Origin of the sequence: Citrobacter arsenatis (assembly GCF_004353845.1) — a bacterium.
Lineage (GTDB): Bacteria > Pseudomonadota > Gammaproteobacteria > Enterobacterales > Enterobacteriaceae > Citrobacter > Citrobacter arsenatis.
In genome coordinates this window covers 877,935-903,266 of record NZ_CP037864.1, presented here as the reverse complement: position 1 = coordinate 903,266, position 25,332 = coordinate 877,935, and the positions used below count along the sequence as shown (strand labels likewise).

Here is a 25,332-nt window from a genome sequence, read left to right as displayed (position 1 = left end):
CGCCAAACGATTGCTTAAATCAATTGCCCCCCTGAATGTGACTGTTAGAATGCCGATAAATATGACTTTCATCATCAGGAAATGTTATGAAACCCACCACCATTTCACTGCTGCAGAAATGCAAGCAAGAGAAAAAACGCTTCGCGACAATTACCGCCTACGACTACAGCTTCGCTAAGTTATTTGCCGACGAAGGTATCAATGTGATGCTGGTTGGCGACTCGCTGGGCATGACGATTCAGGGGCATGATTCCACCCTGCCTGTCACCGTTGAAGATATCGCTTACCACACGCGTGCCGTGCGTCGTGGCGCGCCCAACTGTCTACTGCTCTCCGATCTGCCGTTTATGGCTTACGCCACCCCGCAACAGGCATTTGAAAACGCCGCGGTGGTCATGCGTGCAGGTGCCAATATGGTCAAAATTGAAGGCGGCTCCTGGCTGGTAGATACGGTGAAAATGCTCACCGAACGCGCCGTACCGGTGTGTGGTCATCTGGGATTAACCCCCCAGTCAGTGAATATCTTCGGCGGCTATAAAATTCAGGGCCGCGGCGACGCCGGACAGGTACTGCTGGATGATGCGCTGGCCTTAGAAGCCGCTGGCGCTCAGCTGCTGGTGCTGGAGTGCGTGCCGGTCGAGTTGGCGAAGCGCGTTACTGAGGCACTGTCGATTCCGGTCATCGGGATTGGCGCAGGCAATGTGACCGATGGTCAGATTCTGGTGATGCACGATGCGTTTGGCATTACCGGCGGTCATATTCCAAAATTCGCGAAAAATTTCCTTGCCGAAGCGGGCGACATGCGCGCCGCCGTACGGCAGTATATGGCTGAAGTGGAGTCCGGCGTTTATCCGGGCGAAGAACACAGCTTTCACTAATTTTTCTGACCGTGCCGGATGGCGACGCGACGCATCTTATCCGGCCTACAGATCCTCAACGGATGTAGGCCGGATAAGCGTAGCGCCATCCGGCAGGATCATCAGGCAACTCAAGGAGTCTTGTTGTGCTAATTATTGAAACCCTGCCGCTGCTGCGCCAGCATATTCGTCGTCTGCGTCAGGAAGGCAAACGCGTCGCACTGGTTCCCACTATGGGCAACCTGCACGATGGCCATATGAAGCTGGTCGATGAAGCTAAAAGCCGGGCCGATGTGGTGATCGTCAGTATTTTCGTCAATCCAATGCAGTTCGACCGACCGGACGATCTGGTGCGTTACCCGCGTACGCTGCAAGAAGATTGTGAAAAGCTGAACAAGCGTAAAGTGGACTTTGTCTTTGCGCCGGCAGCGCCGGAGATCTACCCGCAAGGCACGGAAATGCAGACGTTTGTTGAGGTTCCGGGGCTGTCCACCATGCTGGAAGGCGCCAGTCGTCCAGGGCATTTCCGCGGCGTCGCCACCATCGTCAGCAAACTGTTCAATCTGATCCAGCCGGATATCGCCTGCTTTGGCGAGAAAGATTTCCAGCAGTTGGCATTGATCCGCAAAATGGTTGCCGATATGGGCTACGACATTGAGATCGTCGGCGTGCCGATTATTCGCGCCAAAGACGGCCTGGCGCTCAGTTCACGTAACGGCTATCTGACGGCAGAACAGCGCAAAATCGCGCCGGGCTTATACAAAGTGATGACCCGCATCGGCGAAAAATTACAGGCCGGTGAGCGCGATCGGGACGAGATCATTGCCATTGCCGAGCAGGAGCTGAATGAAAAAGGCTTCCGCGCCGACGATATTCAGATCCGCGACGCTGACACGCTGCTGGAACTGACGGACAGCAGCAAACGCGCGGTGATCCTGGTCGCCGCCTGGTTAGGTCAGGCACGCCTGATCGATAATCAAAGCGTTACATTAGCCCAGTAGACAGGGGTTAAAAATCAGGCAATACTGCCTGAGAAATTCTTAAAGCAGGCCAGTCGCGCCTGCTTAGCCAAGGTAAACGACAGGGTATAGAAGTTATGATTCGCACTATGCTGCAAGGTAAGCTCCACCGGGTAAAAGTCACGCAGGCGGACCTGCACTACGAAGGCTCCTGCGCCATCGACCAGGATTTTCTTGATGCCTCCGGCATCCTGGAAAACGAAGCTATTGATATCTGGAATGTGACCAACGGCAAACGTTTCTCAACCTATGCGATTGCGGCTGAACGCGGCTCCAGAATCATCTCGGTGAACGGTGCAGCAGCGCACTGTGCTGAAGTCGGCGACATTGTGATTATCGCCAGCTTCGTCACCATGTCTGATGAAGAAGCCCGTACCTGGCGTCCAAAAGTTGCCTATTTTGAAGGCGACAACGAAATGAAACGCACCGCAAAAGCGATTCCGGTTCAGGTTGCCTGACAGCCCTTACCCCTGCGGCTGGTTGCTGATCAGCCGCGACATCGTCTCCAGCGAATCCGTTCTCAAAATATACAGCCGTTTCAGCAGCATCGGATTATCCCCCGGCTTAACCTTGCCCCTCACCGTGGTGACCGCCAGGTGAAACCCTGCGTCTTTGGCGGCTTCTACCGCCGTCGCGTTATAGCCGCCAAACGGATATGAAAGGTACAGCACGTGCGGGTTAAACTGCCCCAGCGCCCGCCGCGAGCGTTCAAAATCGAACAGGATATTGTGATAGCTGCGGCTAAGCAGAATGGGGCGACGGCGAACGTCAACCCGGTGTAGAAAATGGGTATGGGACTGAAAATCAAACACATCTCTGATGCCATTCAGTTCAGAAATGCTCATAAACTGCAGCGATTTTGGATCCCACTTCTGCGGATGGCGCTTGATGCGCGACGAGATAATAAAAGCTGCCGCTTTCATCCCATACTGCTTCAATACCGGATACGCATATCGACTGACTGACTCGAGACCGTCGTCGAACGTCAGCACCACCGCCCGCGCGGGAAGATTCATCTTATTTTGCACGTAGCCTTCCAGTTGATACATCGTCAACGTGGTATACCCGCGATCGCGCAGCCAGGCCATTTGGTTACTGAACGCGCGCACGGAGGTCGTGGTGGAGGTGTGGCGAAAACGGGTGTTCTCTTCATCACGCAGAATATGGTGATAGGTTAATACCGGGATACCGTTGTCTTCCTGCGCATCCAGCGCGCTGACATAAGCCAGTCTGCCGCCGATGCGGATCTGGTACCAGGTCTGGTTGAGGCGGTCTTTAAGCTTGCTGATAACCGGGTAGCGCAGATTATCCGCCAGTACGCCAAACGGGGCGCTCCCGACGTCCGGGGCGTTATAAACGGGGGTATCTTTCCAGGTAATCAGGCTTTGGTTACTGAGCGGTTTATTGAGATCGCCCAGACCATCGTCGACTTTCTGCCGCCCCTGAACCGGCTCCAGATGCCCTTTATCAATAAACCCGGTGCCAAAGCCGAAGGTGAACTCGTAATAGTCAGCGGCAATCGGCTCGACGGCAAGGATCTGCCCGGCGCGAATATTGCCTACCGTCACCATCTTATTGCCAATCTGCGCCCATACGGCGGCCGCTTCCGTCGTCTGCATATAACGAGCAGGCAACGCCGCAGCTACGCTGCCGGAAGACAGGAGCAACAAAACAAGCAGAACGCGCATAACCATATGAGATAACCGAACCGAGGCGAGAAACCTCGGCTATTGTAGCAAAAGCGCCATCAATACCAATGATTAATACTCATACAAATCATGCTTCAACACGAAGGGAGGATTTTTTTGTTGTTGATGCCAGAGACTTGATACTTCCGGCCCGCCAAGCGCGACGATGCAATCGCGAAATGCAGAGCTACTCATCGATTCCCGCGACGAAAGCATTCGCTCAAGCAATGGATAGCTGATACCTGAAATCACTTCGCACTGGGGATGTTTATGGCTCATTAGCGAAGCGACGCGGTAGGGTGCGGCCCCGGCCATATCCGTCAGGAAGATCACGCCCTCGCCTGAGTCTGTGGCATGCAGAGCATGGCACATCATGCGACTTAGCATATTCGAGCTGAGCCCACGCCAAAAACTCACCGCCTGGCACTGGACCAACGGGCCGTACTTTTTCTCCAGACGATGCAGCATATCCTGTGCCTTATCGTCATGACAGGTAATTACCCAACCTAACATTGCCTACCTCCTTAGCAGGCAAGTAGTTTATCAGGGTGATAAATCGGTAATGGTGATAAGCATCAAAAGTCTTCCTCTCCCGGGCAGGGAGAGGAAGAAAGAATTAGCTACGCAGGCCGCGTCCGCGCTGAATCAGATACCAGCACAATAAATAAAACGCCGCGATAAACACCACCAGCACGCCAAACGTGGTGACCAGCGGAACATCATGAATACCCAAGAAACCGTAGCGGAAGCCGCTAATCATGTAGACAATCGGGTTCAGATGCGACAGTCCCTGCCAGAATGGCGGCAGCAGCGTTAACGAATAGAACACGCCCCCCAGATAGGTCAGCGGCGTCAACACGAAGGTGGGGATCAAGCTGATATCGTCAAAGGTTTTGGCGAAAACCGCGTTCAGCAGACCCGCCAGCGAAAACAGCACCGCCGTTAACACCAGCGTGAGCGCTACAAAGACCCAGGAATGTACCTGGAACGGTACGAAGAACAGCGAAATAGCCGTGACCAGAATGCCTACGCACAGACCACGCGCCACGCCGCCGCCAACAAAACCCGCGATGATCACGTGCGTCGGTACCGGGGCGACCAGCAGCTCTTCAATATTGCGCTGAAACTTGGCGCTAAAGAATGACGATGCCACGTTAGCGTATGAGTTGGTGATCACCGCCATCATAATCAGCCCCGGCACGATAAACTGCATGTAGCTAAAACCATGCATTTCACCGATACGCGAACCGATCAGGTTACCAAAGATAATAAAATAGAGCGTCATCGTAATGACGGGAGGAACCAGAGTCTGGACCCAGATCCGCATAAAGCGGTGGATCTCTTTCGCCCAGATGCTTTTCAGCGCCACCCAGTAAAGCTGCATCATGCGCGATCTCCTTGTTTTTCATGCACCAGAGAAACAAACAGTTCCTCCAGTCGGTTCGCTTTGTTCCGCATACTCAATACCTGAATGCCCTGGGCACTCAGCTGTGAGAACACGCTGTTGACCCCCTGTTCACGCAGAACCTCCACTTCCAGCGTTGAGGTATCCACCAGTCGGTATTGATAGCCTTCCAGTTTTGGCAGCGGGCTTTTCGGTGCCAGATCGAGAATAAAGGTTTCGGATTTCAGCTTGGAGAGCAGGCTCTTCATCGAGGTATTCTCCACCAGCTCGCCATGCTGAATAATGCCGATATTGCGACACAGCATTTCCGCTTCTTCGAGATAGTGGGTGGTCAGAATAATGGTGGTGCCTTTATCGTTTAAATCCTTTAAAAAGCCCCACATTGAACGACGCAGCTCAATGTCGACGCCCGCCGTCGGTTCATCAAGGATGAGTAATTTTGGCTCATGCATCAGCGCACGGGCAATCATCAGGCGGCGCTTCATCCCGCCGGAAAGCATGCGCGCGCGCTCGTTACGTTTTTCCCATAGATCGAGCTGCTTTAAATATAATTCGCTGCGTTTAACCGCCTCTTTATGCTCAACGCCGTAGTAACCCGCCTGGTTGACCACGATCTGCTGCACGGTTTCAAACGGGTTAAAGTTAAACTCCTGCGGTACTAACCCAAGCTGGCGTTTAGCGTTAACCGTATCTTTTTCAAGATCGTAGCCGAAGACGCTCACCCGCCCGGAGGATTTATTCACCAGCGAGCTGATTATCCCGATGGTGGTGGACTTACCTGCGCCGTTAGGACCTAAAAGCGCATAAAAATCACCCGCTTCGACTTGCAAATCTATGCCGCGTAACGCCTGAACGCCACCGGGATAGGTTTTTTTAAGTTGTTGAAGTTCCAGAGCAATGGTCATGTTTTTCTACTTACCTTACGTTCTGACATTTTATATATAGTTTAATTAATGCTGGAGTTACCCTATATTAGCCCATCGAATTTATCTGGCTTCGGGTCGTACAACTCCATGAAAGACATAGATACACTCATCAGCAACAATGCACTATGGTCAAAGATGCTGGTAGAAGAAGATCCCGGATTTTTTGAAACCCTGACACATGCGCAGAATCCTCGTTTTCTATGGATTGGATGTTCCGATAGCCGCGTTCCCGCTGAGCGTTTAACCGGTCTTGAACCGGGTGAACTGTTTGTTCACCGTAATGTTGCTAATCTGGTTATTCACACGGACCTGAACTGTCTCTCAGTGGTTCAGTATGCGGTGGATGTGCTGGAAGTGGAACACATTATTATATGCGGCCACTATGGATGCGGCGGCGTCCAGGCGGCTATTGAAAATAAAGAACAGGGGCTGATTGATAACTGGTTACTGCATATTCGCGATATCTGGTTTAAACACAGCTCACTGTTGGGTGAAATGCCGCAGGAACGTCGCATGGACACACTGTGCGAACTGAATGTCATGGAGCAGGTTTATAACCTGGGCCATTCAACCATTATGCGATCCGCCTGGAAGCGCGGGCAGAAAGTCACCATTCACGGCTGGGCTTACGGTATTCACGACGGTCTGTTGCGCGATCTGGACGTCACCGCCACCAGTCGCGAAACGCTGGAGCAGCGCTATCGCCAGGGGTTGTCTAACCTCAGTCAAAAACACAGCAACCATAAATGATGTGGCATTGCCGGGAGGCGGCTACCGCCTTACCCGGCCTACAAACCTGCGCCACCAAGCGCTCCCGACATTACTCGTCCAGCAGCACCACTTTTCCAACGTACGGCAGATGGCGATAACGCTGGGCATAGTCAATGCCGTAGCCGACAACAAACTCATCTGGAATAGAGAATCCGATAAACTCAACCGGCACATCCACCTCACGACGGGAAGGTTTATCCAGCAGCGTACAAATCGCCAGGGATTTCGGCTCGCGCAGGCTCAGAATCTCACGCACTTTAGACAGCGTGTTGCCGGAGTCGATGATGTCTTCAACAATCAGCACGTCCTTGCCACGAATATCTTCATCCAGGTCTTTCAGGATTTTCACATCGCGCGTGGTGGACATTCCGCTGCCATAGCTGGATGCAGTCATGAAATCGACTTCGTGGGAGACATGCACTTCACGGCACAGGTCCGCCATAAACATAAATGAGCCGCGTAGCAGACCAACCAGCACCATATCGCTGCCGCTGTCCTTGTAACGGTCGTTAATCTGACGTCCCAGTTCAGCAATACGCGCTTTGATCTCCGCTTCCGGGATCATGACTTCAACAGTATGTTTCATATCTCTAACCATATGATTTAAAAACAAATCACTTAATGCTTACTTTTAATAAGCCAGCATCTAAGCGCAAGGCACGCAGTATACCAGCAAAAGCATTCATACGCGGCATCTGTTGATAAAGTTCATAACGTGACAATGGTCACGCGTTTTAGCTCCTATAATTAACTGCTATTAAAGAAATAACACCTGTGATGGTATTTTTTATGGCAAATAACAACGTACGTTCTCAACGGCTTATCGTGACCCTGAGCGCCCTGTTCGCGGCGCTTTGTGGATTGTATCTCCTGATTGGCGGAGGCTGGCTGGTCGCCATCGGCGGCTCTTGGTATTACCCGATCGCGGGCCTCGCCATGCTCGGTGTGGCGCTTCTGTTATGGCGTAGTAAACGCTCCGCACTTTGGCTGTATGCCGCCCTGCTTCTCGCCACCCTGATTTGGGGCGTATGGGAGGTCGGTTTTGATTTCTGGGCGCTGACGCCGCGTAGCGATATCCTGGTCTTCTTTGGCATCTGGCTTATCCTGCCTTTCGTCTGGCGTCGCCTGATTATTCCTTCCCGTGGCGCAGTCGCGGCGCTGGTGGTAGCCCTGCTGGTTAGCGGTGGCATCCTGACCTGGGCTGGCTTCAACGACCCACAAGAGGTTCACGGCATGCTGAGTGCTGATGCCACCGAGGCGGAGGCTATCTCTCCGGTTGCCGATGAAGACTGGCCGGCTTACGGTCGCAATCAGGAAGGTCAACGCTACTCTCCGTTGAAACAAATCAACGCAGACAACGTTCATCAGTTGAAGGAAGCCTGGGTATTTCGTACCGGGGATTTAAAACAACCCAACGATCCCGGTGAAATCACCAATGAAGTCACGCCCATAAAAGTAGGCGATACCCTTTATCTGTGTACCGCCCACCAGCGACTGTTTGCCCTGGACGCGGCTAGCGGTAAAGAGAAGTGGCATTTTGATCCTCAACTTAATACCAATACCAGCTTCCAGCACGTAACTTGTCGCGGCGTTTCCTATCATGAAGCCAGACCGGATACGGCTTCAGCAGAGGTGATTGCCGACTGTCCGCGCCGTATCCTTTTGCCGGTCAATGATGGGCGACTGTTTGCATTGAATGCCGACACCGGCAAGCTGTGTGAAACCTTCGCCAATAAAGGGATTTTGAATCTGCAGACCAATATGCCGGATACCACGCCGGGTCTGTATGAGCCGACGTCACCGCCCATCATCACTGATAAAACCATTGTGATTGCCGGGTCGGTGACTGATAACTTCTCCACCCGCGAAACCTCCGGCGTTATCCGTGGCTTCGATGTGAATACCGGTAAGCTGCTGTGGGCGTTCGACCCAGGCGCCAAAGATCCTAATTTCATTCCGTCAGATGAACACACCTTCACCTTTAACTCGCCGAATTCATGGGCGCCTGCGGCCTACGACGCGAAGCTGGATCTGGTGTATCTTCCCATGGGCGTCACCACGCCGGATATCTGGGGCGGTAACCGCACACCGGAGCAGGAGCGTTATGCCAGCTCTATCCTGGCGTTAAATGCCACGACCGGGAAATTGGCCTGGAGCTATCAGACCGTTCACCACGATCTGTGGGATATGGACTTACCAGCGCAGCCGACCCTGGCGGATATCAACGTCAACGGAGAGAAAGTTCCGGTCATTTATGCCCCGGCAAAAACCGGTAATATCTTTGTGCTCGACCGCCGTAATGGTGAACTGGTGGTGCCAGCCCCGGAAAAACCGGTGCCGCAAGGGGCTGCCAAAGGTGATTATGTCAGCAAAACCCAGCCATTTTCCGACCTCAGCTTCCGTCCGCATAAAGATCTCAGTGGCGCGGACATGTGGGGCGCAACCATGTTTGACCAGTTAGTGTGCCGCGTAATGTTCCACCAACTGCGCTATGAGGGCATTTTTACCCCACCTTCAGAGCAGGGCACTCTGGTGTTCCCGGGTAATCTCGGCATGTTTGAATGGGGTGGTATCTCTGTTGATCCTAACCGTCAGATTGCCATTGCTAACCCAATGGCGCTGCCGTTTGTTTCGAAGCTGATCCCACGCGGTCCCGGCAACCCAATGGAACCGCCAAAAGACGCCAAAGGTACCGGCACGGAGTCCGGTATTCAGCCGCAATACGGCGTACCGTTCGGCGTAACGCTCAATCCGTTCCTCTCACCATTTGGCCTGCCGTGTAAGCAGCCAGCATGGGGTTACATCTCCGCCGTGGATCTGAAAACCAATCAGGTCGTGTGGAAAAAACGTATAGGTACGCCGCAGGACAGCATGCCGTTCCCGATGCCGGTTCCGGTGCCGTTCAATATGGGGATGCCGATGCTGGGTGGCCCTATCTCCACCGCGGGAAACGTGCTATTTATCGCCGCGACGGCGGATAACTATCTGCGTGCGTACAACATGAGTAACGGTGAAAAACTGTGGCAGGGTCGTTTACCGGCCGGGGGCCAGGCAACGCCGATGACCTATGAAGTGAACGGTAAGCAGTATGTGGTGATTTCCGCCGGGGGTCATGGCTCATTTGGCACGAAGATGGGCGATTATATCGTGGCGTACGCGTTGCCGGACAACACGAAGTAACGAGATGTGCCGGATGGCGGCTCCCGCCTTATCCGGCCTACAAAGAGATACCGCATCTCCTGATTCTGTAGGCCGGATAAGATGAAACCACCATCCGACTTTTTTTAGACGGTAAAACCGAGCATCATCCCGGTGTCTTCATGCTCTAACAGATGGCAGTGCGCCATATAGGCATGCTCTTTTGGCGCATCGTGGTCAAACTTCACCAGCACCTCGCTCACGCCGCCTTCTACCCGCACCGTGTCTTTCCATCCCGCACGGTGTGCGGCTGGCACTTTGCCATTTTCAGACAGAATACGGAACTGCGTGCCGTGAATGTGGAACGGATGCAGCATCATGTCACCCTGACCGGAAATCACCCAGCGTTCATGCTGGCCTTTCGTCGCGGCAAACATCGGTTTATTCATATCAAACGCCTGACCATTAATTCGGTTGGCGTTATGGAAATCGAATGTTCCATGCTTCATGTTGCCCATGTCGCCATGCTGCATATTCCCCATCTCACCGTGGTTCATATTGCCATGATTCATGTTTCCGTGGCCCATATTGTCATTATTCATATGGCCCATCATCTTCCCATGATCCATACCCGCCATAGCCTGAGCGCCGTACTTCTTCATCAGCATTTGCATGCCCATCATGTCGAGCATCGGATCCATAGACAGCTGCAGTTTGCGCACCGTCAGCCCCTCAAGCGATGGCAGCGCGGGCATAGACGTCAGCGTATCCGGCAGCGTGCCGGAAGCGGTAATCAGCAACGGCTGAACGCGCATCACCGGGTGCGGCTTATCAAATGGCGCAATCGCCATGCCCATCTGGCTGACAGGCAGAGTGATCAGATCGAAAGCCTTACCGTCGCTCACATCCACCAGCACTTCAAAGCGTTCGCCCATCAGCATAGGGAGTTCGGTGACTTTTACCGGCTCCGCCAACAGCCCGCCATCGCTGGCAATGACGTACAAAGGACGATTGTCGCTGGCCGCAATATTCAGTGAGCGAGCATTACAACCATTCAACAGACGCAGGCGCAACCAGCCGCGCGGGGCGGCATGCTGAGGATAAATCGCCCCGTTGGTCAGCAGCGTATCGCCAAACCAGCCGACGGCAGCGGTCATCATGTCCAGTTGATAGTTAATCTGACCATCAGCAGAGAACTGTTTATCCTGAATAATCACCGGCACATCATCAATGCCCCACTGCTTAGGCAGCAGCAGCTTGCGAATCTCTTCATCTTCAATCAGTACCAGTCCGGCCAGGCCCATTGCCACCTGGCGACCGGTCTTCCCATGCTGATGCGGGTGGAACCAGCAGGTCGCCGCGCGCTGATCCGGCGTGAAGGTTACTGAACGTTTCCCGCCCGCCGGGATAATGCCTTGCGGCCCACCGTCGACCTCACCAGGGATTTCCAGCCCGTGCCAGTGCAACGTCGTCTCTTCGGCAAGTTGGTTGTGGATATCCACCGTCACCGCTTGCCCTTTGCTCAGCTTGACCGCCGGCCCGAGCAAATTGCCGTTATATCCCCATGTGGTAGCGGTTTTACCTGCAAAGCTCGACTGTCCGGCTTGCACGACCAGTTGCATACGGTTTGAGGCATCTGCGGTTAACAGGTCTGGAATGGGTAACGCGGGACGGTCTGCGGCGAATACGCTCCGGCTCCACAGAGGTAACGCTGACGCGACGCCCAGCGCCACGGAGTACTTTAAAAAGTCACGACGTTGCATAATCACTTCCTTATATTCAGCAGCTTAAGCAGGCTATCTTTTAAGCATAAGCCTTCCCCTTACGGGAAGGTCAAGTGAACGGCTAATAATAAAGGTCGTCGCTTCGCTCGCAGTATGCTAACGTTTAAATTCCGTGATGCAGTGGTAGAAGCAATGAAGACGTTTTTCAGAACAGTTTTGTTCGGCAGCCTGATGGCCGTATGTGCAAATAGCTACGCACTTAGTGAGTCCGAAGCCGAAGATATGGCCGATTTAACGGCAGTTTTTGTTTTTCTGAAAAATGACTGTGGATACCAGAATTTGCCTAACGGGCAGATTCGTCGCGCACTGGTGTTTTTTGCCCAGCAAAACCAGTGGGACCTGAGTAATTACGACACCTTCAATATGAAAGCGCTGGGTGAAGACAGCTACCGCGATCTCAGCGGTATCGGCATCCCTACGGCAAAGAAATGCAAAGCGCTGGCGCGTGACTCCCTTAGCCTGTTGGCCTACGTTAAATAAAGCATCGTTGTGCCAGGCCGGGTAAGCACAAAGCCACCCGGCAGGGGCGAGTGTGAATTAACGCTGCTGTACAAATTCACGATATGCGGCCACGACCTGAAGAAAATCCTCTACGCCGCAAAGTGAAAAGCTCTCTTCGTCGTAGTAGTTCATTCCCTCTTCCATTTCATCTCCAGAGAACTCCAACTGATTGGCACGTACCATCACTTCTTCGCCATCCAGCCAGAGCGTGTATTCATGCCCTGCTCGCTGCCAGGAGCGCTCACTGCCCTTCACCGCACGCGCCGCCTGTTCCACTTCATCAAGTAAGGCCAGGTTCTCTTTCACTTCTTCGTTAAACCAGTGCCCCACCACCTCGTGGCCCATGGACATACGCACTTTTACCACTCCGGTAATATCGCGCAGAAATTCGTAATCCATAATGTCTTCCTCTGCTCCCGGCAATGCGCCAATACCGCATTGCGCCTTGCTGTAATTATCGCAGCAGCGCGGCAGAAAAAAAGCGTAGCGGGTATAAGGATCAGAAATAAAAATGCCCGGAGAAGCAGACTTCTCCGGGCATTGATGCGTTTTTACACAAAACGCGTTAACGCATTACACTGCGGTCTGGAAAATCACGCCGTCCGCTTTCTCGGTGTACTGAGAGAGCTGGTCGAAGTTCAGGTAACGGTAAGTATCCACCGCCGTCTTATCCACCTGAGCCACGAAGGTCTGATACTCTTCCGGGGTTGGCAGCTTACCGATCAGCGCCGAAACTGCCGCCAGCTCAGCGGAAGCCAGGAAGACGTTCGCGCCGGTACCTAAACGGTTCGGGAAGTTACGGGTTGAGGTCGAAACGACCGTCGCACCGTCAGCTACGCGCGCCTGGTTACCCATGCACAGGGAGCAGCCAGGGATCTCGATGCGCGCACCGCTCTTACCAAATACGCTGTAATAGCCCTCTTCGGTCAGCTGAGCGGCGTCCATACGGGTTGGCGGAGCCACCCACAGGCGGGTTGGCAGTTGGCCTTTGTGGTTGTCCAGCAGCTTACCAGCCGCACGGAAGTGGCCGATGTTGGTCATGCAAGAGCCGATGAACACTTCGTCGATCTTCTCGCCCTGCACGTCAGACAGCAGACGCGCATCGTCCGGATCGTTTGGCGCACAAAGAATTGGCTCTTTAATGTCAGCCAGATCGATGTCGATCACCGCCGCGTATTCTGCGTCAGCATCCGCTTCCAGCAGTTGCGGATCCGCCAGCCATTTTTCCATGCCCTGAACACGACGTTCCAGCGTACGACGGTCGCCGTAACCTTCGGCGATCATCCACTTCAGCAGAACGATGTTGGAGGTCAGGTACTCAACGATTGGCTCTTTATTCAGCTTGATGGTACAGCCCGCAGCGGAACGCTCTGCGGAGGCATCGGTCAGCTCGAACGCCTGCTCAACTTTGAGATCAGGCAGACCTTCGATTTCCAGGATGCGGCCAGAGAAGATGTTTTTCTTGCCTTTCTTCTCAACGGTCAGCAGGCCCTGGCGAATCGCGTACAGCGGGATCGCATGAACCAGGTCACGCAGAGTGATACCCGGCTGCATTTTGCCTTTGAAGCGCACCAGCACGGATTCTGGCATATCCAGCGGCATCACGCCGGTCGCTGCGGCAAACGCCACCAGACCGGAACCCGCCGGGAAGGAGATACCTATTGGGAAACGGGTATGGGAGTCACCGCCGGTACCCACGGTATCTGGCAGCAGCATACGGTTCAGCCAGGAGTGAATAACGCCATCGCCCGGACGCAGCGACACGCCGCCACGGTTCATAATGAAGTCTGGCAGCGTGTGGTGCGTGGTCACGTCAACCGGCTTCGGATACGCGGCTGTGTGACAGAAGGACTGCATTACCAGGTCAGAAGAGAAGCCCAGGCACGCCAGGTCTTTCAGTTCGTCACGGGTCATTGGGCCGGTGGTATCCTGAGAACCTACGGAGGTCATCTTCGGCTCGCAGTACGCGCCCGGACGGATACCTTTCACGCCACAGGCGCGGCCGACCATTTTCTGTGCCAGAGAGAAGCCACGGCTGCTTTCCGCCACGTCTTTCGCCTGACGGAAGACATCTGAATGCGGCAGACCCAGCGCTTCGCGTGCTTTGGTAGTCAGGCCACGACCGATGATCAGCGGAATACGGCCACCGGCGCGCACTTCGTCGATCAGCACGTCGGTTTTCAGCTCAAAGCTTGCCAGTAGTTCACCGGTTTCGTGGTTGCGTACTTCGCCTTTGAACGGGTAAACGTCAATCACGTCACCCATGTTCATATTCGACACGTCCACTTCAATTGGCAGTGCGCCAGCATCTTCCATGGTGTTGAAGAAGATAGGTGCAATTTTGCCGCCCAGGCACAGACCGCCGCCGCGCTTGTTCGGCACATGCGGAATGTCGTCACCCATGAACCACAGTACGGAGTTGGTTGCGGATTTACGCGAAGAACCGGTACCGACAACGTCACCCACATAAGCCAGCGGATAACCTTTTTTCTGCAGTTCTTCGATCTGTTTGATCGGGCCAACCACGCCCGGTTGATCCGGTTCGATACCTTCACGGGCGTTTTTCAGCATCGCCAGCGCGTGCAGAGGAATATCCGGGCGAGACCATGCGTCCGGTGCCGGAGAGAGGTCATCGGTGTTGGTTTCACCGGTCACTTTAAACACGGTAACGGTGATTTTTTCAGCCAGAGCAGGACGGTTCAGGAACCATTCGGCATCAGCCCAGGACTGCATTACCTGTTTCGCATATTCGTTGCCCGCTTTGGCTTTTTCTTCTACATCGTAGAAGTTATCGAACATCAACAGCGTTGAAGAGAGCGCTTTGGCGGCAATCGGCGCCAGTTTTGCATCGTCCAGCGCGTCGATCAGCGGATGAATGTTGTAACCACCCTGCATGGTGCCCAGCAGTTCAATGGCTTTTTCTGGCGTAACCAGCGGGGAGGTGGTGTCGCCTTTCGCGACGGCAGCGAGAAAACCAGCTTTAACATAAGCGGCTTCATCTACGCCAGGAGGAACACGGTTGATCAACAGGTCTAACAGGAATTCTTCTTCGCCCACAGGCGGGGTCTTCAGCAGCTCGACAAGTGCGGCCATTTGGGTTGCGTCTAAAGGTTTTGGCACAATCCCCTGGGCAGCACGCTCAGCTACGTGCTTACGGTATTCTTCTAGCACGACGATATCTCCTCGCTCTCATTGTCATAATGCGGCGCTTTTGTAGATGGGCGATTCTCTTCACGCTCCTGTGAGACAGTAGTTAGTAGGGTAAATGCCCGGTACCGCATAAGGCACAATAACAGGATTTTCATTAAGTGTTAATCCGTTTACAAAAAAGCAACATAAAAAATTGGCTGAATCGTTAAGAATGGTGTAGCGGCAAGGCGGGACGCAATTCAGGCTACCTAAAACCACCCTGAAACGGTTGATTTTCAAGCGCGAGATGCTGAATTTTCCAACGATTTTTCAGCCATCAGATATAATTGTGTAATAAATCTTCACACTCTTTTTCCGGACCTACCGGGTGAATCCCCAATAAAAGTCAAAACTGTCTAACACGGGTGAATAATACTCGCGGCAACAGGAACGCCTCACGGCACAGCGCTTGTCTCGTTGGAGTCATTTTATGAAGTTGCCCCTTAAGCCACATCTGCTTGTCCTTTTGTGCAGTGCCGGGCTGTTTGCCGCCTCTGGCGTGATGTTCGTTAAAAGTCGCGCAACGGAGCCTGCTGCTCCCGCTCCCGTCGCACAACAACCGTCAGCACCGGCTCCCGCTCCCGTAGCGTCCCCTGCCCCGGCCGACCAACCAGTACCCGCTGCCGCACCTACGTACACGGCGGCACAAATCGATCAGTGGGTTGCGCCTATCGCGCTTTATCCGGATTCTCTGCTGTCGCAAATTTTGATGGCCTCAACCTATCCTGCCAACGTCATCCAGGCCGCGCAGTGGTCAAAAGACAACCCCAAAATGCAGGGTGATGCCGCTATTCAGGCTGTTGCCAGCCAACCCTGGGATCCCAGCGTGAAATCGCTGGTCGCGTTCCCGCAACTGATGTCGCTGATGGGGGAAAACCCGCCGTGGGTACAAAGCCTGGGCGATGCTTTCCTTGCCCAACCGAAAGATGTTATGGATTCCGTACAACGTCTGCGGGCGCTGGCACAACAGACCGGTGCGTTACAATCGACACCGCAGCAGACCGTCACTACTGTGACAAAAGCAGCACCGGCTAAAACCGTCACCAGCGAGTCGACGACCAGTTCAACCACTACGACTGCCTCGACAAGCCCAACGGTAATCAAAATTGAATCCGCCGATCCGCAGGTAGTGTACGTTCCCACCTATAACCCGAATACGGTTTACGGTACCTGGCCGAACACCGCCTATCCGCCAACCTATCTGCCGCCAACACCCGGTGAGCAGTTTGGCAACAGCTTCGTTAACGGTTTGGGCTTCAGCCTCGGCGTCGCCACAACCTATGCCATCTTCAGCAACATCGACTGGGATGATGACGATGATTGGGATCACCATCATAACGATGACTGGGATAACCATGGTGGTTATAACCGCAACGGTGATAACAACATCAATATCAACGTTGATAACTTCAATAAAATCAGTGGCCAACGACTGACAGACGCCAACCGTACCTGGCAGCATAACCCAGCCTATCGCGAGGGCGTGCCGTACCCTAATAACCAGCTCAATAACCGCTTCCACTCCACTAACACGGCTACAGGTTTAAGCTCAACACAGCAAAGACCGGTCAACCGTGATAGCCAGCGTCAGGCAGCCCTGAGCCAGATGGAAAAATCGACGGGGAAAACATTCCCGCAGACAGCGCGTACGGGCACGAAAGACGCCCAGCGTCAGGCATCCAACCAACAGCTGAAGCAAATTTCCCAGCGTAATAACTACCGTGGTTACGATACCAAGCCACAAACGGCGAAACGGGCGAACACTCAGCAGCGTGAAAATCGCCAGGCCGCTACTCAGCGACAGGAAAAACGGGTCACACAACCGGCGCAACAACGTAATGTGCAACAGCGCAATCTTCAGCATCGAACCAGCCAGCCGCGCGCCAATGCGCTGAGCGGCAACGACAGCCGTTCCGCCAACTGGCAGGCGCAGCAGCAGCGAGGGGCTCAAAGCAGGCAGGTCGCCCGCAACCAGCCATCTCGCCAGTTGTCCAGCGGTCGTGCTGAACACCGTGAATTCCGTCATCGTTAAAGGAGCCGACATGAAAAATAAACTACTCTGTGGAATGGTGTTGTTCATGGTCTCGGCCACAGCGATGGCACAGCAATCTTTCAGCACGCCTGACCAGGCGACCGATGCCCTGGCAAGCGCTATCAGCGAGCAGAATGAAAGCGCGATGAACAACCTGCTCGGGGAAAACTGGCGCGAATTTCTGCCGCCGGAAGGCGTCGATCCTGATGCGGTTGATCGCTTCCTGCGCGACTGGAAGGTCCGCCATAACACCGTCGTCGACGGCAATACCGCGCATCTGGTGGTCGGAGACAGCGACTGGCAACTGCCGATCCCGGTGGTTAAAACCGCTTCCGGCTGGCAGTTTGATATCAAGGAAGCGGCCGAGGAGATCCTGACGCGTGAAATTGGGCGCAATGAGCTCGCCGCCATCGAGGCGTTACATGCCTATGTCGATGCTCAGCAAAGCTACTTTGCGATGAACCAAAAATACGCGCAAAAGGTTGTTAGTTCTGAAGGGAAAAAAGACGGTCTGTACTGGCCTGTTTCGCCCGGTGAAGCGCCAAGCCCGCTTGGCCCGGCCTTCAGTCCACAGGAGCCTGGAATGGGCTATCACGGATATCGCTTCCGTATTTTGCCCGATAAAAACCACGGTTTTGCGATGGTTGCCTGGCCTGTCAGCTACGGACAAACAGGTGTGATGAGCTTTGTGATCAATCAGGATGATACTGTTTATCAGAGTGACCTGGGCAAGGATTCAGAGCAAAAAGCCGCATCCTTAACGGCATACAGCCCGGACAAATCCTGGGAGGCCGTTGCGCCCTGACTGCTGGCGGCCAGGGGTTTTGTAGGCCGGGTAAGGCGAAGATGCCACCCGGCTTTTTAACTTACAGAATATTTGCGACTGATTTCGCCAGTTGCGCTTCCAGAACCGGTTTCGCTTCTTCGAACTTCAAATTCACCTTGTTCGCGTTAGACACCACGCGAGTCTGATACTTTGCACGATCGCCCTGTGCGCTGCTGGTTTGCAGCTTGATGCCGGACGTTCCCTGACGCAGAGCGGCAACGTTATCCGTTGTCACTTTCGCTTTACTGCGCTCGGAGATTTGCAGGTCAGTGACCATGGTGTAGTTGACGTCTTCCACCATGGCATCAGCAGCCATACCGATCAGCCCCGCTGCCAGCCCAACGCCCAGCGCCGCACCGGAGGAGTTGCTGTTATAGGCGGTAATGCCCGCGCCCAAAGCAGCGCCCATCGCCGCCCCTTCATAGCCGGTCTTCAGGAATCCCTGAGCTTCGCGCAGATCCATTTTGTCAGCTTTCAGTACGTTCGCCTGCACCCAGTAGTAAGCACTGTCCGGTGAACTGGTCACTTTATAGCCCTTCGCTGACAGATCGTTTGCCAGCAGGGTTTGCAGGTTGCTCATGTCTTTATCAGAAGTGTTTTTTACCTGAATATAAACGGTCTTCTCGCTGGAAGGCTCCAGCCAGATGGTTTCGCTCATCTGCGTTTTCACTTCGAGGTTACGTTTTTTAACGGCGGTGGTCATCGCGCCACAACCGGTCAGCGTCATTGTCGCGACAACCATGCCAACAATCGCGATTCTTTTAAAAGACATGTATTTTCCTTTTTTCGTGTAATAGAGAGTCCAGAGCCTCTTCTCCGTGCGGCCAGTAACCACACAATGGCGAAAAAAGTATCGGCAGTTGCGCAATTTTTTTTAGCGGAAATATCAATAACATGACTACCAAAACTGGTAGCTTTCAGGTAAAAAAAAACGCCTCCAAAGAGGCGTTTTTACAAAAGCGGGAAGATTATTTTTTCTTCGCTTTCGGGTTTGGCAGGTCGGTGATGCTACCTTCGAATACTTCGGCAGCCAGGCCCACGGACTCGTGCAGAGTCGGGTGCGCGTGAATGGTCAGCGCGATGTCTTCAGCATCACAACCCATTTCGATTGCCAGACCGATTTCGCCCAGCAGCTCGCCGCCGTTGGTGCCGACAATCGCACCACCGATCACACGGTGAGATTCTTTGTCGAAGATCAGTTTGGTCATACCGTCTGCGCAGTCGGAAGCGATAGCACGACCAGAAGCCGCCCACGGGAAGGTGGCGGTCTCAAAGCTAATGCCTTTTTCTTTCGCTTCTTTCTCAGTCAGACCAACCCATGCAACTTCTGGTTCAGTGTAGGCAATGGATGGAATAACTTTCGGATCGAAGTAGTGTTTCTTACCAGCGATAACTTCAGCGGCAACGTGACCTTCGTGAACACCTTTGTGCGCCAGCATCGGCTGACCGACGATATCGCCGATAGCAAAGATGTGCGGCACGTTGGTGCGCAGCTGTTTGTCAACGCGGATGAAGCCACGGTCATCAACTTCCACGCCAGCTTTGCCTGCGTCGAGGTTTTTGCCGTTCGGTACACGACCGATAGCCACCAGCACGGCGTCGTAACGCTGAGCTTCTGCAGGCGCTTTTTTGCCTTCCATGGAAACGTAGATACCGTCTTCTTTCGCTTCAACGGCGGTCACTTTGGTTTCCAGCATCAGGTTGAATTTCTTGCTGATGCGTTTGGTGAAGACTTTAACCACGTCTTTATCGGCAGCCGGGATAACCTGGTCAAACATTTCAACCACGTCGATCTCTGAACCCAGCGCATGGTACACGGTACCCATTTCCAGACCGATGATACCGCCGCCCATTACCAGCAGGCGCTTAGGAACAGTTTTCAGTTCCAGTGCGTCGGTGGAATCCCACACGCGCGGATCTTCATGCGGAATAAACGGCAGTTCGATCGGACGGGAGCCCGCCGCGATGATCGCGTTGTCGAAGTTGATTACGGTTTTGCCGTTTTCGCCTTCAACTTCCAGGGTGTTCGCCCCGGTAAATTTACCCAGACCGTTAACCACTTTCACTTTACGGCCTTTGGCCATACCAGCCAAACCGCCGGTCAGTTGAGTGATAACTTTTTCTTTCCAGGTACGAATCTTGTCGATATCGGTTTTCGGCTCGCCAAATACGATACCGTGTTCAGCCAGCGCTTTGGCTTCTTCGATAACTTTTGCTACGTGCAGCAGCGCTTTAGAAGGGATACAGCCGACGTTCAGACAAACACCACCGAGGGTGCTGTAACGTTCTACGATGACGGTCTCCAGACCTAAATCTGCGCAACGGAAGGCAGCAGAGTAACCTGCAGGGCCTGCCCCAAGTACCACGACCTGAGTTTTGATTTCAGTGCTCATCATGACCTCTTAATTTATACCCGTCGTCCACCGGGTCGTTCTATCCGCCCGTATTTTACAAAATTGTTAACAATTTTGAAACAACAAACGGCAACCGATTTGTCTTTCGCACAATAACCTCACTGACTTCATGAGATTACCAGAAAAAAGCCGGCCGTCGGGCCGGCTTTTTCGCTTACATCACCAGGCGGCGAATGTCAGACAGCATGTTGTTGATGATGGTGATAAAGCGCGCACCATCTGCACCGTCGATTACGCGGTGGTCGAAGGAGAGCGAAATCGGCATCATCAGACGCGGCATAAACTCTTTACCGTTCCACACTGGCTCCATAGAGGACTTGGAGACACCGAGGATAGCCACTTCCGGCGCATTCACAATCGGCGCGAAGTGGGTCGTACCCAGGCCACCGATGCTGGAGATGGTGAAGCAACCGCCCTGCATTTCGCCAGCAGTCAGCTTGCCATCACGCGCTTTCTTGGAGATCACGGTCAGTTCACGAGACAGCTCGGTAATGCTCTTCTTGTTCACGTCTTTGAAGACCGGAACAACCAGACCATTCGGAGTATCAACCGCTACACCGATGTTGATGTATTTTTTCAGGGTCAGGCGCTGACTGTCTTCAGACAGGGAGCTGTTGAAGCGCGGCATCTGTTCCAGAGCGGCAGCAACGGCTTTCATGATGAAGACCACTGGGGTGAATTTCACGTCCAGTTTACGTTTTTCAGCTTCGGCGTTCTGCTGTTTACGGAACGCTTCCAGATCGGTGATATCGGTTTTGTCGAAGTGCGTAACATGCGGGATCATTACCCAGTTACGGCTCAGGTTAGCACCAGAGATTTTCTGGATACGGCCCAGTTCCACTTCTTCGATTTCACCAAACTTGCTGAAGTCCACTTTCGGCCAAGGCAGCATGCCTGGGATACCGCCGCCAGCAGCAGCAGGTGCAGACTCGGCGCGTTTGATAGCGTCTTTCACGTAAGCCTGAACGTCTTCACGCAGGATACGACCTTTACGGCCAGAACCTTTCACTTTCGCCAGGTTCACACCGAATTCGCGCGCCAGGCGACGAATCAGTGGAGTCGCGTGGACGTAAGCATCGTTTTCAGCGAACTCAGATTTGCCTTCCGCTTTTGCAGCCGGTGCTGCGGCTGGTTTAGCAGCCTGAGACGGTGCAGCGGCCGGAGCCGGAGCTGCGGCTTGCGCAGGCGCGGCAGCAGGCGCTGCGCCTTCAACTTCGAAGACCATAATCAGAGAACCGGTTTTGACTTTGTCGCCGGTGCTGATTTTGATTTCTTTCACGGTGCCCGCGAACGGTGCCGGAACTTCCATCGAGGCTTTGTCACCTTCAACGGTGATCAGTGACTGCTCAGCGGCAATTTTATCGCCCACTTTAACCATCACTTCGGTGACTTCAACTTCATCACCGCCGATATCCGGTACGTTAACTTCTTTCGAGCCAGAAGCTGCCGGAGCCGCCGCTGCTGCTGGAGCTGCCGCTTGAGCCGGTGCTGCAGCAGGCGCTGCGCCCGCAACTTCGAAGACCATAATCAGGGAGCCCGTAGACACTTTGTCGCCGGTGTTGATTTTGATCTCTTTAACGGTACCAGCGAACGGCGCCGGTACTTCCATAGAGGCTTTGTCGCCTTCGACGGTGATCAGAGACTGTTCAGCCGCAACGGTGTCGCCCACTTTAACCATGACTTCGGTAACTTCAACTTCGTCACCACCGATGTCCGGTACGTGTACTTCTTTCGCCGCTGAGGCTGCTGGTGCTGCTGCTGGAGCCGCTTCTTTCTTCTCTTCTGCCGGAGCAGGTGCAGCTGCTGCTGCACCGTCGGCGGAATCGAAAATCATGATCAGTTTGCCGGTCTCAGTTTTGTCGCCAACAGAGACTTTAATCTCTTTAACGATACCTGCCTGAGGAGACGGAACTTCCATAGAGGCTTTGTCGCCTTCTACGGTGATCAGCGACTGTTCAGCTTCAACTTTGTCGCCCACTTTGACCAGGATCTCGGTGATTTCAACTTCATCAGCCCCGATGTCCGGTACATTGATTTCGATAGCCATTATTCTTTTACCTCTTACGCCAGACGCGGGTTAACTTTATCTGCATCGATGTTGAATTTGATGATTGCGTCTGCAACCACTTTCTTATCGATTTCGCCACGTTTAGCCAGTTCGCCCAGGGCCGCTACAACCACGTAGGAAGCATCAACTTCGAAGTGGTGACGCAGGTTTTCACGGCTGTCAGAGCGACCGAAACCGTCAGTACCCAGTACGCGATAATCATCAGCCGGTACATAAGTACGAACCTGTTCGGCAAACAGTTTCATATAGTCAGTAGATGCTACTGCCGGAGCGTCGTTCATCACCTGAGCGATGTACGGAACGCGCGGAGTTTCCATCGGGTGCAGCATGTTCCAGCGCTCACAATCCTGGCCATCACGCGCCAGTTCAGTGAAGGAGGTTACGCTGTAAACGTCAGAACCTACACCGTAGTCGTTCGCCAGGATCTGTGCTGCTTCACGCACGTGACGCAGGATAGAACCGGAGCCGAGCAGCTGAACTTTACCTTTCTTACCTTCGAGGGTTTCGAGTTTGTAGATACCTTTACGGATACCCTCCTCGGCACCTGCTGGCATTGCCGGCATGTGGTAGTTTTCGTTCAGTGTGGTGATGTAGTAGTAAACGTTCTCTTGTTTCTCACCGTACATACGCTCCAGACCATCGTGCATGATGACCGCAACTTCGTACGCATAAGACGGATCGTAAGAGATACAGTTCGGGATAGTCAGAGACTGAATATGGCTGTGACCATCTTCGTGCTGCAGACCTTCGCCGTTCAGCGTAGTACGACCAGAAGTACCACCTACCAGGAAGCCGCGAGCCTGTTGGTCGCCAGCCTGCCAGCACAGGTCGCCGATACGCTGGAACCCGAACATGGAGTAGTAGATGTAGAACGGAATCATCGGCAGATCGTTGGTGCTGTAAGAAGTCGCAGCAGCCAGCCAGGATGCGCCAGCACCCAGTTCGTTGATACCTTCCTGCAGGATCTGACCTTTTTCGTCTTCTTTATAGTAAGCAACCTGCTCACGGTCCTGCGGGGTGTACTGCTGACCGTTCGGGCTGTAGATACCGATCTGACGGAACAGACCTTCCATACCAAAAGTACGCGCTTCGTCAGCGATGATCGGAACCAGACGATCTTTGATCGACTTGTTCTTCAGCATCACGTTCAGGGCACGAACGAACGCGATAGTGGTGGAGATTTCTTTATTCTGCTCTTCCAGCAGCGCACCGAAGTCTTCCAGAGCCGGCAGCTCCAGCTTCTCGGTGAAGTTCGGCTGACGAGCAGGCAGGTAGCCGTGCAGTTTCTGACGCTGAGCGTGCAGATAAGTGTGCTCTTCAGAACCTTCCGGGAAGGTGATGTAAGACAGGTTTTCAACCTGCTCATCGGTCACAGGAACGTTGAAACGGTCGCGGATATAACGCACGCCGTCCATGTTCATTTTCTTAACCTGGTGAGCGATGTTTTTACCTTCGGCGGTGTCACCCATGCCGTAACCTTTGATGGTATGGGCGAGGATTACAGTTGCTTTGCCTTTGGTTTCCTGCGCTTTTTTCAGTGCAGCGTAAACTTTCTTCGGATCGTGACCACCGCGGTTCAGAGACCAAATCTGCTCATCTGTCCAGTCAGCAACCAGGGCTGCAGTTTCCGGGTATTTACCGAAGAAGTGCTCACGTACGTACGCGCCATCTTTGGATTTGAAGGTCTGGTAGTCGCCGTCAACGGTTTCGTTCATCAGTTGGATCAGTTTACCGCTGGTGTCTTTACGCAGCAGCTCATCCCAACGACCGCCCCACATGACTTTGATAACGTTCCAGCCAGCGCCCGCGAAGATGCCTTCCAGTTCGTTAACAATCTTGCCGTTACCGGTGACCGGACCGTCAAGACGCTGCAGGTTACAGTTGATAACAAAGACCAGGTTGTCCAGTTTTTCACGGGTCGCGATGGTGATAGCGCCCTTAGATTCTGGTTCATCCATCTCGCCGTCGCCCAGGAAGGCGTAAACGGTTTGTTTAGAGGTATCTTTCAGGCCACGGTGTTCCAGATATTTCAGGAATTTAGCCTGGTAAATAGCACCGATTGGGCCCAGCCCCATAGATACGGTCGGGAACTGCCAGAATTCCGGCATCAGTTTCGGGTGCGGGTAAGAAGACAGGCCTTTGCCATGTACTTCCTGACGGAAGTTGTTCATCTGCTCTTCAGTCAGACGACCTTCCAGGAATGCGCGTGCGTAGATGCCCGGAGAGATGTGGCCCTGGAAGTACACCAGATCGCCGCCATCCTGCTCGTTGCGTGCACGGAAGAAGTGGTTGAAGCAAACATCATATACCGTTGCGGAGGACTGGAAGGATGCCATGTGGCCACCCAGCTCGAGGTCCTTTTTAGACGCGCGCAGTACGGTCATGATGGCGTTCCAACGGATAGCAGAACGAATACGACGTTCCAGCTCCAGATTGCCCGGGTATTCCGGTTCATCTTCAACGGCAATAGTGTTTACATAATTGCTGGCCCCTGCACCTGCCGCTACTTTCACGCCGCCTTTGCGAGCTTCTGAAAGCAGTTGGTCGATCAGATACTGAGCACGCTCAACACCTTCTTCACGGATGACCGATTCGATCGCCTGTAGCCAGTCGCGAGTTTCGATCGGATCCACGTCATTTGGGAAACGTTCTGACATGGGGGTATTCCTTATCTATCTAATACGTTGAGTTATCTGGAACCTGTCCCATTACGT

The 25,332-nt window shown here is 53.6% G+C and carries 20 protein-coding genes; 8 read left to right on the top strand and 12 right to left on the bottom strand.

Annotated features, from left to right (window positions below):
* The first annotated feature begins 86 nt into the window (after nt 1-86).
* The 3 genes from panB to panD all read left to right on the top strand — a co-directional run bounded on the left by panB (nt 87) and on the right by panD (nt 2,334).
* Nucleotides 87-878 carry a 3-methyl-2-oxobutanoate hydroxymethyltransferase gene (gene panB / locus E1B03_RS05210; protein ID WP_103768367.1) on the top strand — a complete coding sequence of 264 codons (792 nt, stop codon included), beginning with the start codon at nt 87-89 and terminating at the stop codon, nt 876-878.
* A gap of 125 nt (nt 879-1,003) precedes the next feature.
* Nucleotides 1,004-1,858 carry a pantoate--beta-alanine ligase gene (gene panC, locus E1B03_RS05200; RefSeq protein ID WP_103768368.1) on the top strand — a complete coding sequence of 285 codons (855 nt, stop codon included), beginning with the start codon at nt 1,004-1,006 and terminating at the stop codon, nt 1,856-1,858.
* Nucleotides 1,859-1,953: 95 nt separating this feature from the next.
* A complete protein-coding gene (gene panD / locus E1B03_RS05195; RefSeq protein ID WP_000621526.1) occupies nt 1,954-2,334 on the top strand; it encodes an aspartate 1-decarboxylase in 381 nt (126 codons plus the stop codon).
* Nucleotides 2,335-2,340: 6 nt separating this feature from the next.
* Here panD and E1B03_RS05190 read toward each other — a convergent pair whose 3' ends face one another.
* The 4 genes from E1B03_RS05190 to E1B03_RS05175 form a co-directional block, all read right to left on the bottom strand.
* Nucleotides 2,341-3,570, bottom strand: coding sequence for a polysaccharide deacetylase family protein (locus tag E1B03_RS05190; protein WP_133085795.1), 1,230 nt, complete (start codon nt 3,568-3,570; stop codon nt 2,341-2,343).
* Between the two features lie 66 nt (nt 3,571-3,636).
* Nucleotides 3,637-4,077 (bottom strand): PTS sugar transporter subunit IIA, encoded by a 441-nt coding sequence (locus tag E1B03_RS05185; protein ID WP_103768371.1) that lies wholly within the window; start codon nt 4,075-4,077, stop codon nt 3,637-3,639.
* Between the two features lie 103 nt (nt 4,078-4,180).
* Complete coding sequence (locus E1B03_RS05180) at nt 4,181-4,951, bottom strand: ABC transporter permease (RefSeq protein ID WP_003829467.1); 771 nt, start codon at nt 4,949-4,951, stop codon at nt 4,181-4,183.
* Entirely contained in the window at nt 4,948-5,874 is a 927-nt protein-coding gene (locus E1B03_RS05175) for an ABC transporter ATP-binding protein (protein ID WP_103768372.1), read from the bottom strand. The genes E1B03_RS05180 and E1B03_RS05175 overlap by 4 nt, the downstream gene beginning before the upstream one ends.
* 108 nt (nt 5,875-5,982) lie before the next feature.
* Between E1B03_RS05175 and can the strand changes: the two genes are divergently transcribed.
* The gene (gene can, locus E1B03_RS05170) at nt 5,983-6,645 is read left to right on the top strand and encodes a carbonate dehydratase (protein WP_003018654.1); all 663 of its coding nucleotides are present in this window, start codon (nt 5,983-5,985) and stop codon (nt 6,643-6,645) included.
* Between the two features lie 70 nt (nt 6,646-6,715).
* On the opposite strand, the gene hpt is transcribed toward can, so the two are convergent.
* On the bottom strand, nt 6,716-7,252 hold the full coding sequence (hpt, locus tag E1B03_RS05165) for a hypoxanthine phosphoribosyltransferase (protein WP_133085794.1): 537 nt from the start codon (nt 7,250-7,252) through the stop codon (nt 6,716-6,718).
* 203 nt (nt 7,253-7,455) lie between these two features.
* On the opposite strand from hpt, the gene E1B03_RS05160 reads away from it, so the two are divergent.
* On the top strand, nt 7,456-9,846 hold the full coding sequence (locus E1B03_RS05160; protein ID WP_133085793.1) for a glucose/quinate/shikimate family membrane-bound PQQ-dependent dehydrogenase: 2,391 nt from the start codon (nt 7,456-7,458) through the stop codon (nt 9,844-9,846).
* A gap of 104 nt (nt 9,847-9,950) precedes the next feature.
* Here E1B03_RS05160 and cueO read toward each other — a convergent pair whose 3' ends face one another.
* Nucleotides 9,951-11,567 (bottom strand): multicopper oxidase CueO, encoded by a 1,617-nt coding sequence (cueO, locus tag E1B03_RS05155; RefSeq protein WP_133085792.1) that lies wholly within the window; start codon nt 11,565-11,567, stop codon nt 9,951-9,953.
* Between the two features lie 153 nt (nt 11,568-11,720).
* Between cueO and E1B03_RS05150 the strand changes: the two genes are divergently transcribed.
* The gene (locus E1B03_RS05150) at nt 11,721-12,068 is read left to right on the top strand and encodes a YacC family pilotin-like protein (protein WP_003018667.1); all 348 of its coding nucleotides are present in this window, start codon (nt 11,721-11,723) and stop codon (nt 12,066-12,068) included.
* A gap of 57 nt (nt 12,069-12,125) precedes the next feature.
* On the opposite strand, the gene yacL is transcribed toward E1B03_RS05150, so the two are convergent.
* A complete protein-coding gene (yacL, locus tag E1B03_RS05145) occupies nt 12,126-12,488 on the bottom strand; it encodes a protein YacL (RefSeq protein ID WP_133085791.1) in 363 nt (120 codons plus the stop codon).
* Between the two features lie 174 nt (nt 12,489-12,662).
* On the bottom strand, nt 12,663-15,260 hold the full coding sequence (gene acnB / locus E1B03_RS05140) for a bifunctional aconitate hydratase 2/2-methylisocitrate dehydratase (RefSeq protein ID WP_103768380.1): 2,598 nt from the start codon (nt 15,258-15,260) through the stop codon (nt 12,663-12,665).
* A 448-nt stretch (nt 15,261-15,708) separates the two neighbouring features.
* On the opposite strand from acnB, the gene E1B03_RS05135 reads away from it, so the two are divergent.
* Nucleotides 15,709-17,310 (top strand): DUF3300 domain-containing protein, encoded by a 1,602-nt coding sequence (locus E1B03_RS05135; RefSeq protein ID WP_133085790.1) that lies wholly within the window; start codon nt 15,709-15,711, stop codon nt 17,308-17,310.
* A 10-nt stretch (nt 17,311-17,320) separates the two neighbouring features.
* Nucleotides 17,321-18,115 carry a DUF2950 family protein gene (locus tag E1B03_RS05130; RefSeq protein WP_133085789.1) on the top strand — a complete coding sequence of 265 codons (795 nt, stop codon included), beginning with the start codon at nt 17,321-17,323 and terminating at the stop codon, nt 18,113-18,115.
* Between the two features lie 61 nt (nt 18,116-18,176).
* On the opposite strand, the gene traT is transcribed toward E1B03_RS05130, so the two are convergent.
* The 4 genes from traT to aceE all read right to left on the bottom strand — a co-directional run bounded on the left by traT (nt 18,177) and on the right by aceE (nt 25,275).
* Nucleotides 18,177-18,908 carry a conjugal transfer complement resistance protein TraT gene (gene traT / locus E1B03_RS05125; protein ID WP_133085788.1) on the bottom strand — a complete coding sequence of 244 codons (732 nt, stop codon included), beginning with the start codon at nt 18,906-18,908 and terminating at the stop codon, nt 18,177-18,179.
* A 196-nt stretch (nt 18,909-19,104) separates the two neighbouring features.
* Nucleotides 19,105-20,529, bottom strand: coding sequence for a dihydrolipoyl dehydrogenase (gene lpdA / locus E1B03_RS05120; RefSeq protein ID WP_016155701.1), 1,425 nt, complete (start codon nt 20,527-20,529; stop codon nt 19,105-19,107).
* 175 nt (nt 20,530-20,704) lie between these two features.
* On the bottom strand, nt 20,705-22,597 hold the full coding sequence (aceF, locus tag E1B03_RS05115) for a pyruvate dehydrogenase complex dihydrolipoyllysine-residue acetyltransferase (protein WP_133085787.1): 1,893 nt from the start codon (nt 22,595-22,597) through the stop codon (nt 20,705-20,707).
* A 14-nt stretch (nt 22,598-22,611) separates the two neighbouring features.
* Nucleotides 22,612-25,275, bottom strand: a complete 2,664-nt coding sequence (aceE, locus tag E1B03_RS05110; protein WP_043018442.1) for a pyruvate dehydrogenase (acetyl-transferring), homodimeric type — start codon at nt 25,273-25,275, stop codon at nt 22,612-22,614.
* Between the last annotated feature and the right edge of the window lie 57 nt (nt 25,276-25,332).

Bases quoted from the DNA above. Each gene is read 5' to 3' on its own strand.
- panB (WP_103768367.1), top strand. From the start codon at position 87: ATGAAACCCACCACCATTTCACTGCTGCAGAAATGCAAGCAAGAGAAA.
- panD (WP_000621526.1), top strand. From the start codon at position 1,954: ATGATTCGCACTATGCTGCAAGGTAAGCTCCACCGGGTAAAAGTCACG.
- E1B03_RS05190 (WP_133085795.1), bottom strand. From the start codon at position 3,570: ATGGTTATGCGCGTTCTGCTTGTTTTGTTGCTCCTGTCTTCCGGCAGC.
- E1B03_RS05185 (WP_103768371.1), bottom strand. From the start codon at position 4,077: ATGTTAGGTTGGGTAATTACCTGTCATGACGATAAGGCACAGGATATG.
- E1B03_RS05180 (WP_003829467.1), bottom strand. From the start codon at position 4,951: ATGATGCAGCTTTACTGGGTGGCGCTGAAAAGCATCTGGGCGAAAGAG.
- E1B03_RS05175 (WP_103768372.1), bottom strand. From the start codon at position 5,874: ATGACCATTGCTCTGGAACTTCAACAACTTAAAAAAACCTATCCCGGT.
- can (WP_003018654.1), top strand. From the start codon at position 5,983: ATGAAAGACATAGATACACTCATCAGCAACAATGCACTATGGTCAAAG.
- hpt (WP_133085794.1), bottom strand. From the start codon at position 7,252: ATGAAACATACTGTTGAAGTCATGATCCCGGAAGCGGAGATCAAAGCG.
- E1B03_RS05160 (WP_133085793.1), top strand. From the start codon at position 7,456: ATGGCAAATAACAACGTACGTTCTCAACGGCTTATCGTGACCCTGAGC.
- cueO (WP_133085792.1), bottom strand. From the start codon at position 11,567: ATGCAACGTCGTGACTTTTTAAAGTACTCCGTGGCGCTGGGCGTCGCG.
- E1B03_RS05150 (WP_003018667.1), top strand. From the start codon at position 11,721: ATGAAGACGTTTTTCAGAACAGTTTTGTTCGGCAGCCTGATGGCCGTA.
- yacL (WP_133085791.1), bottom strand. From the start codon at position 12,488: ATGGATTACGAATTTCTGCGCGATATTACCGGAGTGGTAAAAGTGCGT.
- E1B03_RS05135 (WP_133085790.1), top strand. From the start codon at position 15,709: ATGAAGTTGCCCCTTAAGCCACATCTGCTTGTCCTTTTGTGCAGTGCC.
- E1B03_RS05130 (WP_133085789.1), top strand. From the start codon at position 17,321: ATGAAAAATAAACTACTCTGTGGAATGGTGTTGTTCATGGTCTCGGCC.
- traT (WP_133085788.1), bottom strand. From the start codon at position 18,908: ATGTCTTTTAAAAGAATCGCGATTGTTGGCATGGTTGTCGCGACAATG.
- lpdA (WP_016155701.1), bottom strand. From the start codon at position 20,529: ATGAGCACTGAAATCAAAACTCAGGTCGTGGTACTTGGGGCAGGCCCT.
- aceF (WP_133085787.1), bottom strand. From the start codon at position 22,597: ATGGCTATCGAAATCAATGTACCGGACATCGGGGCTGATGAAGTTGAA.
- aceE (WP_043018442.1), bottom strand. From the start codon at position 25,275: ATGTCAGAACGTTTCCCAAATGACGTGGATCCGATCGAAACTCGCGAC.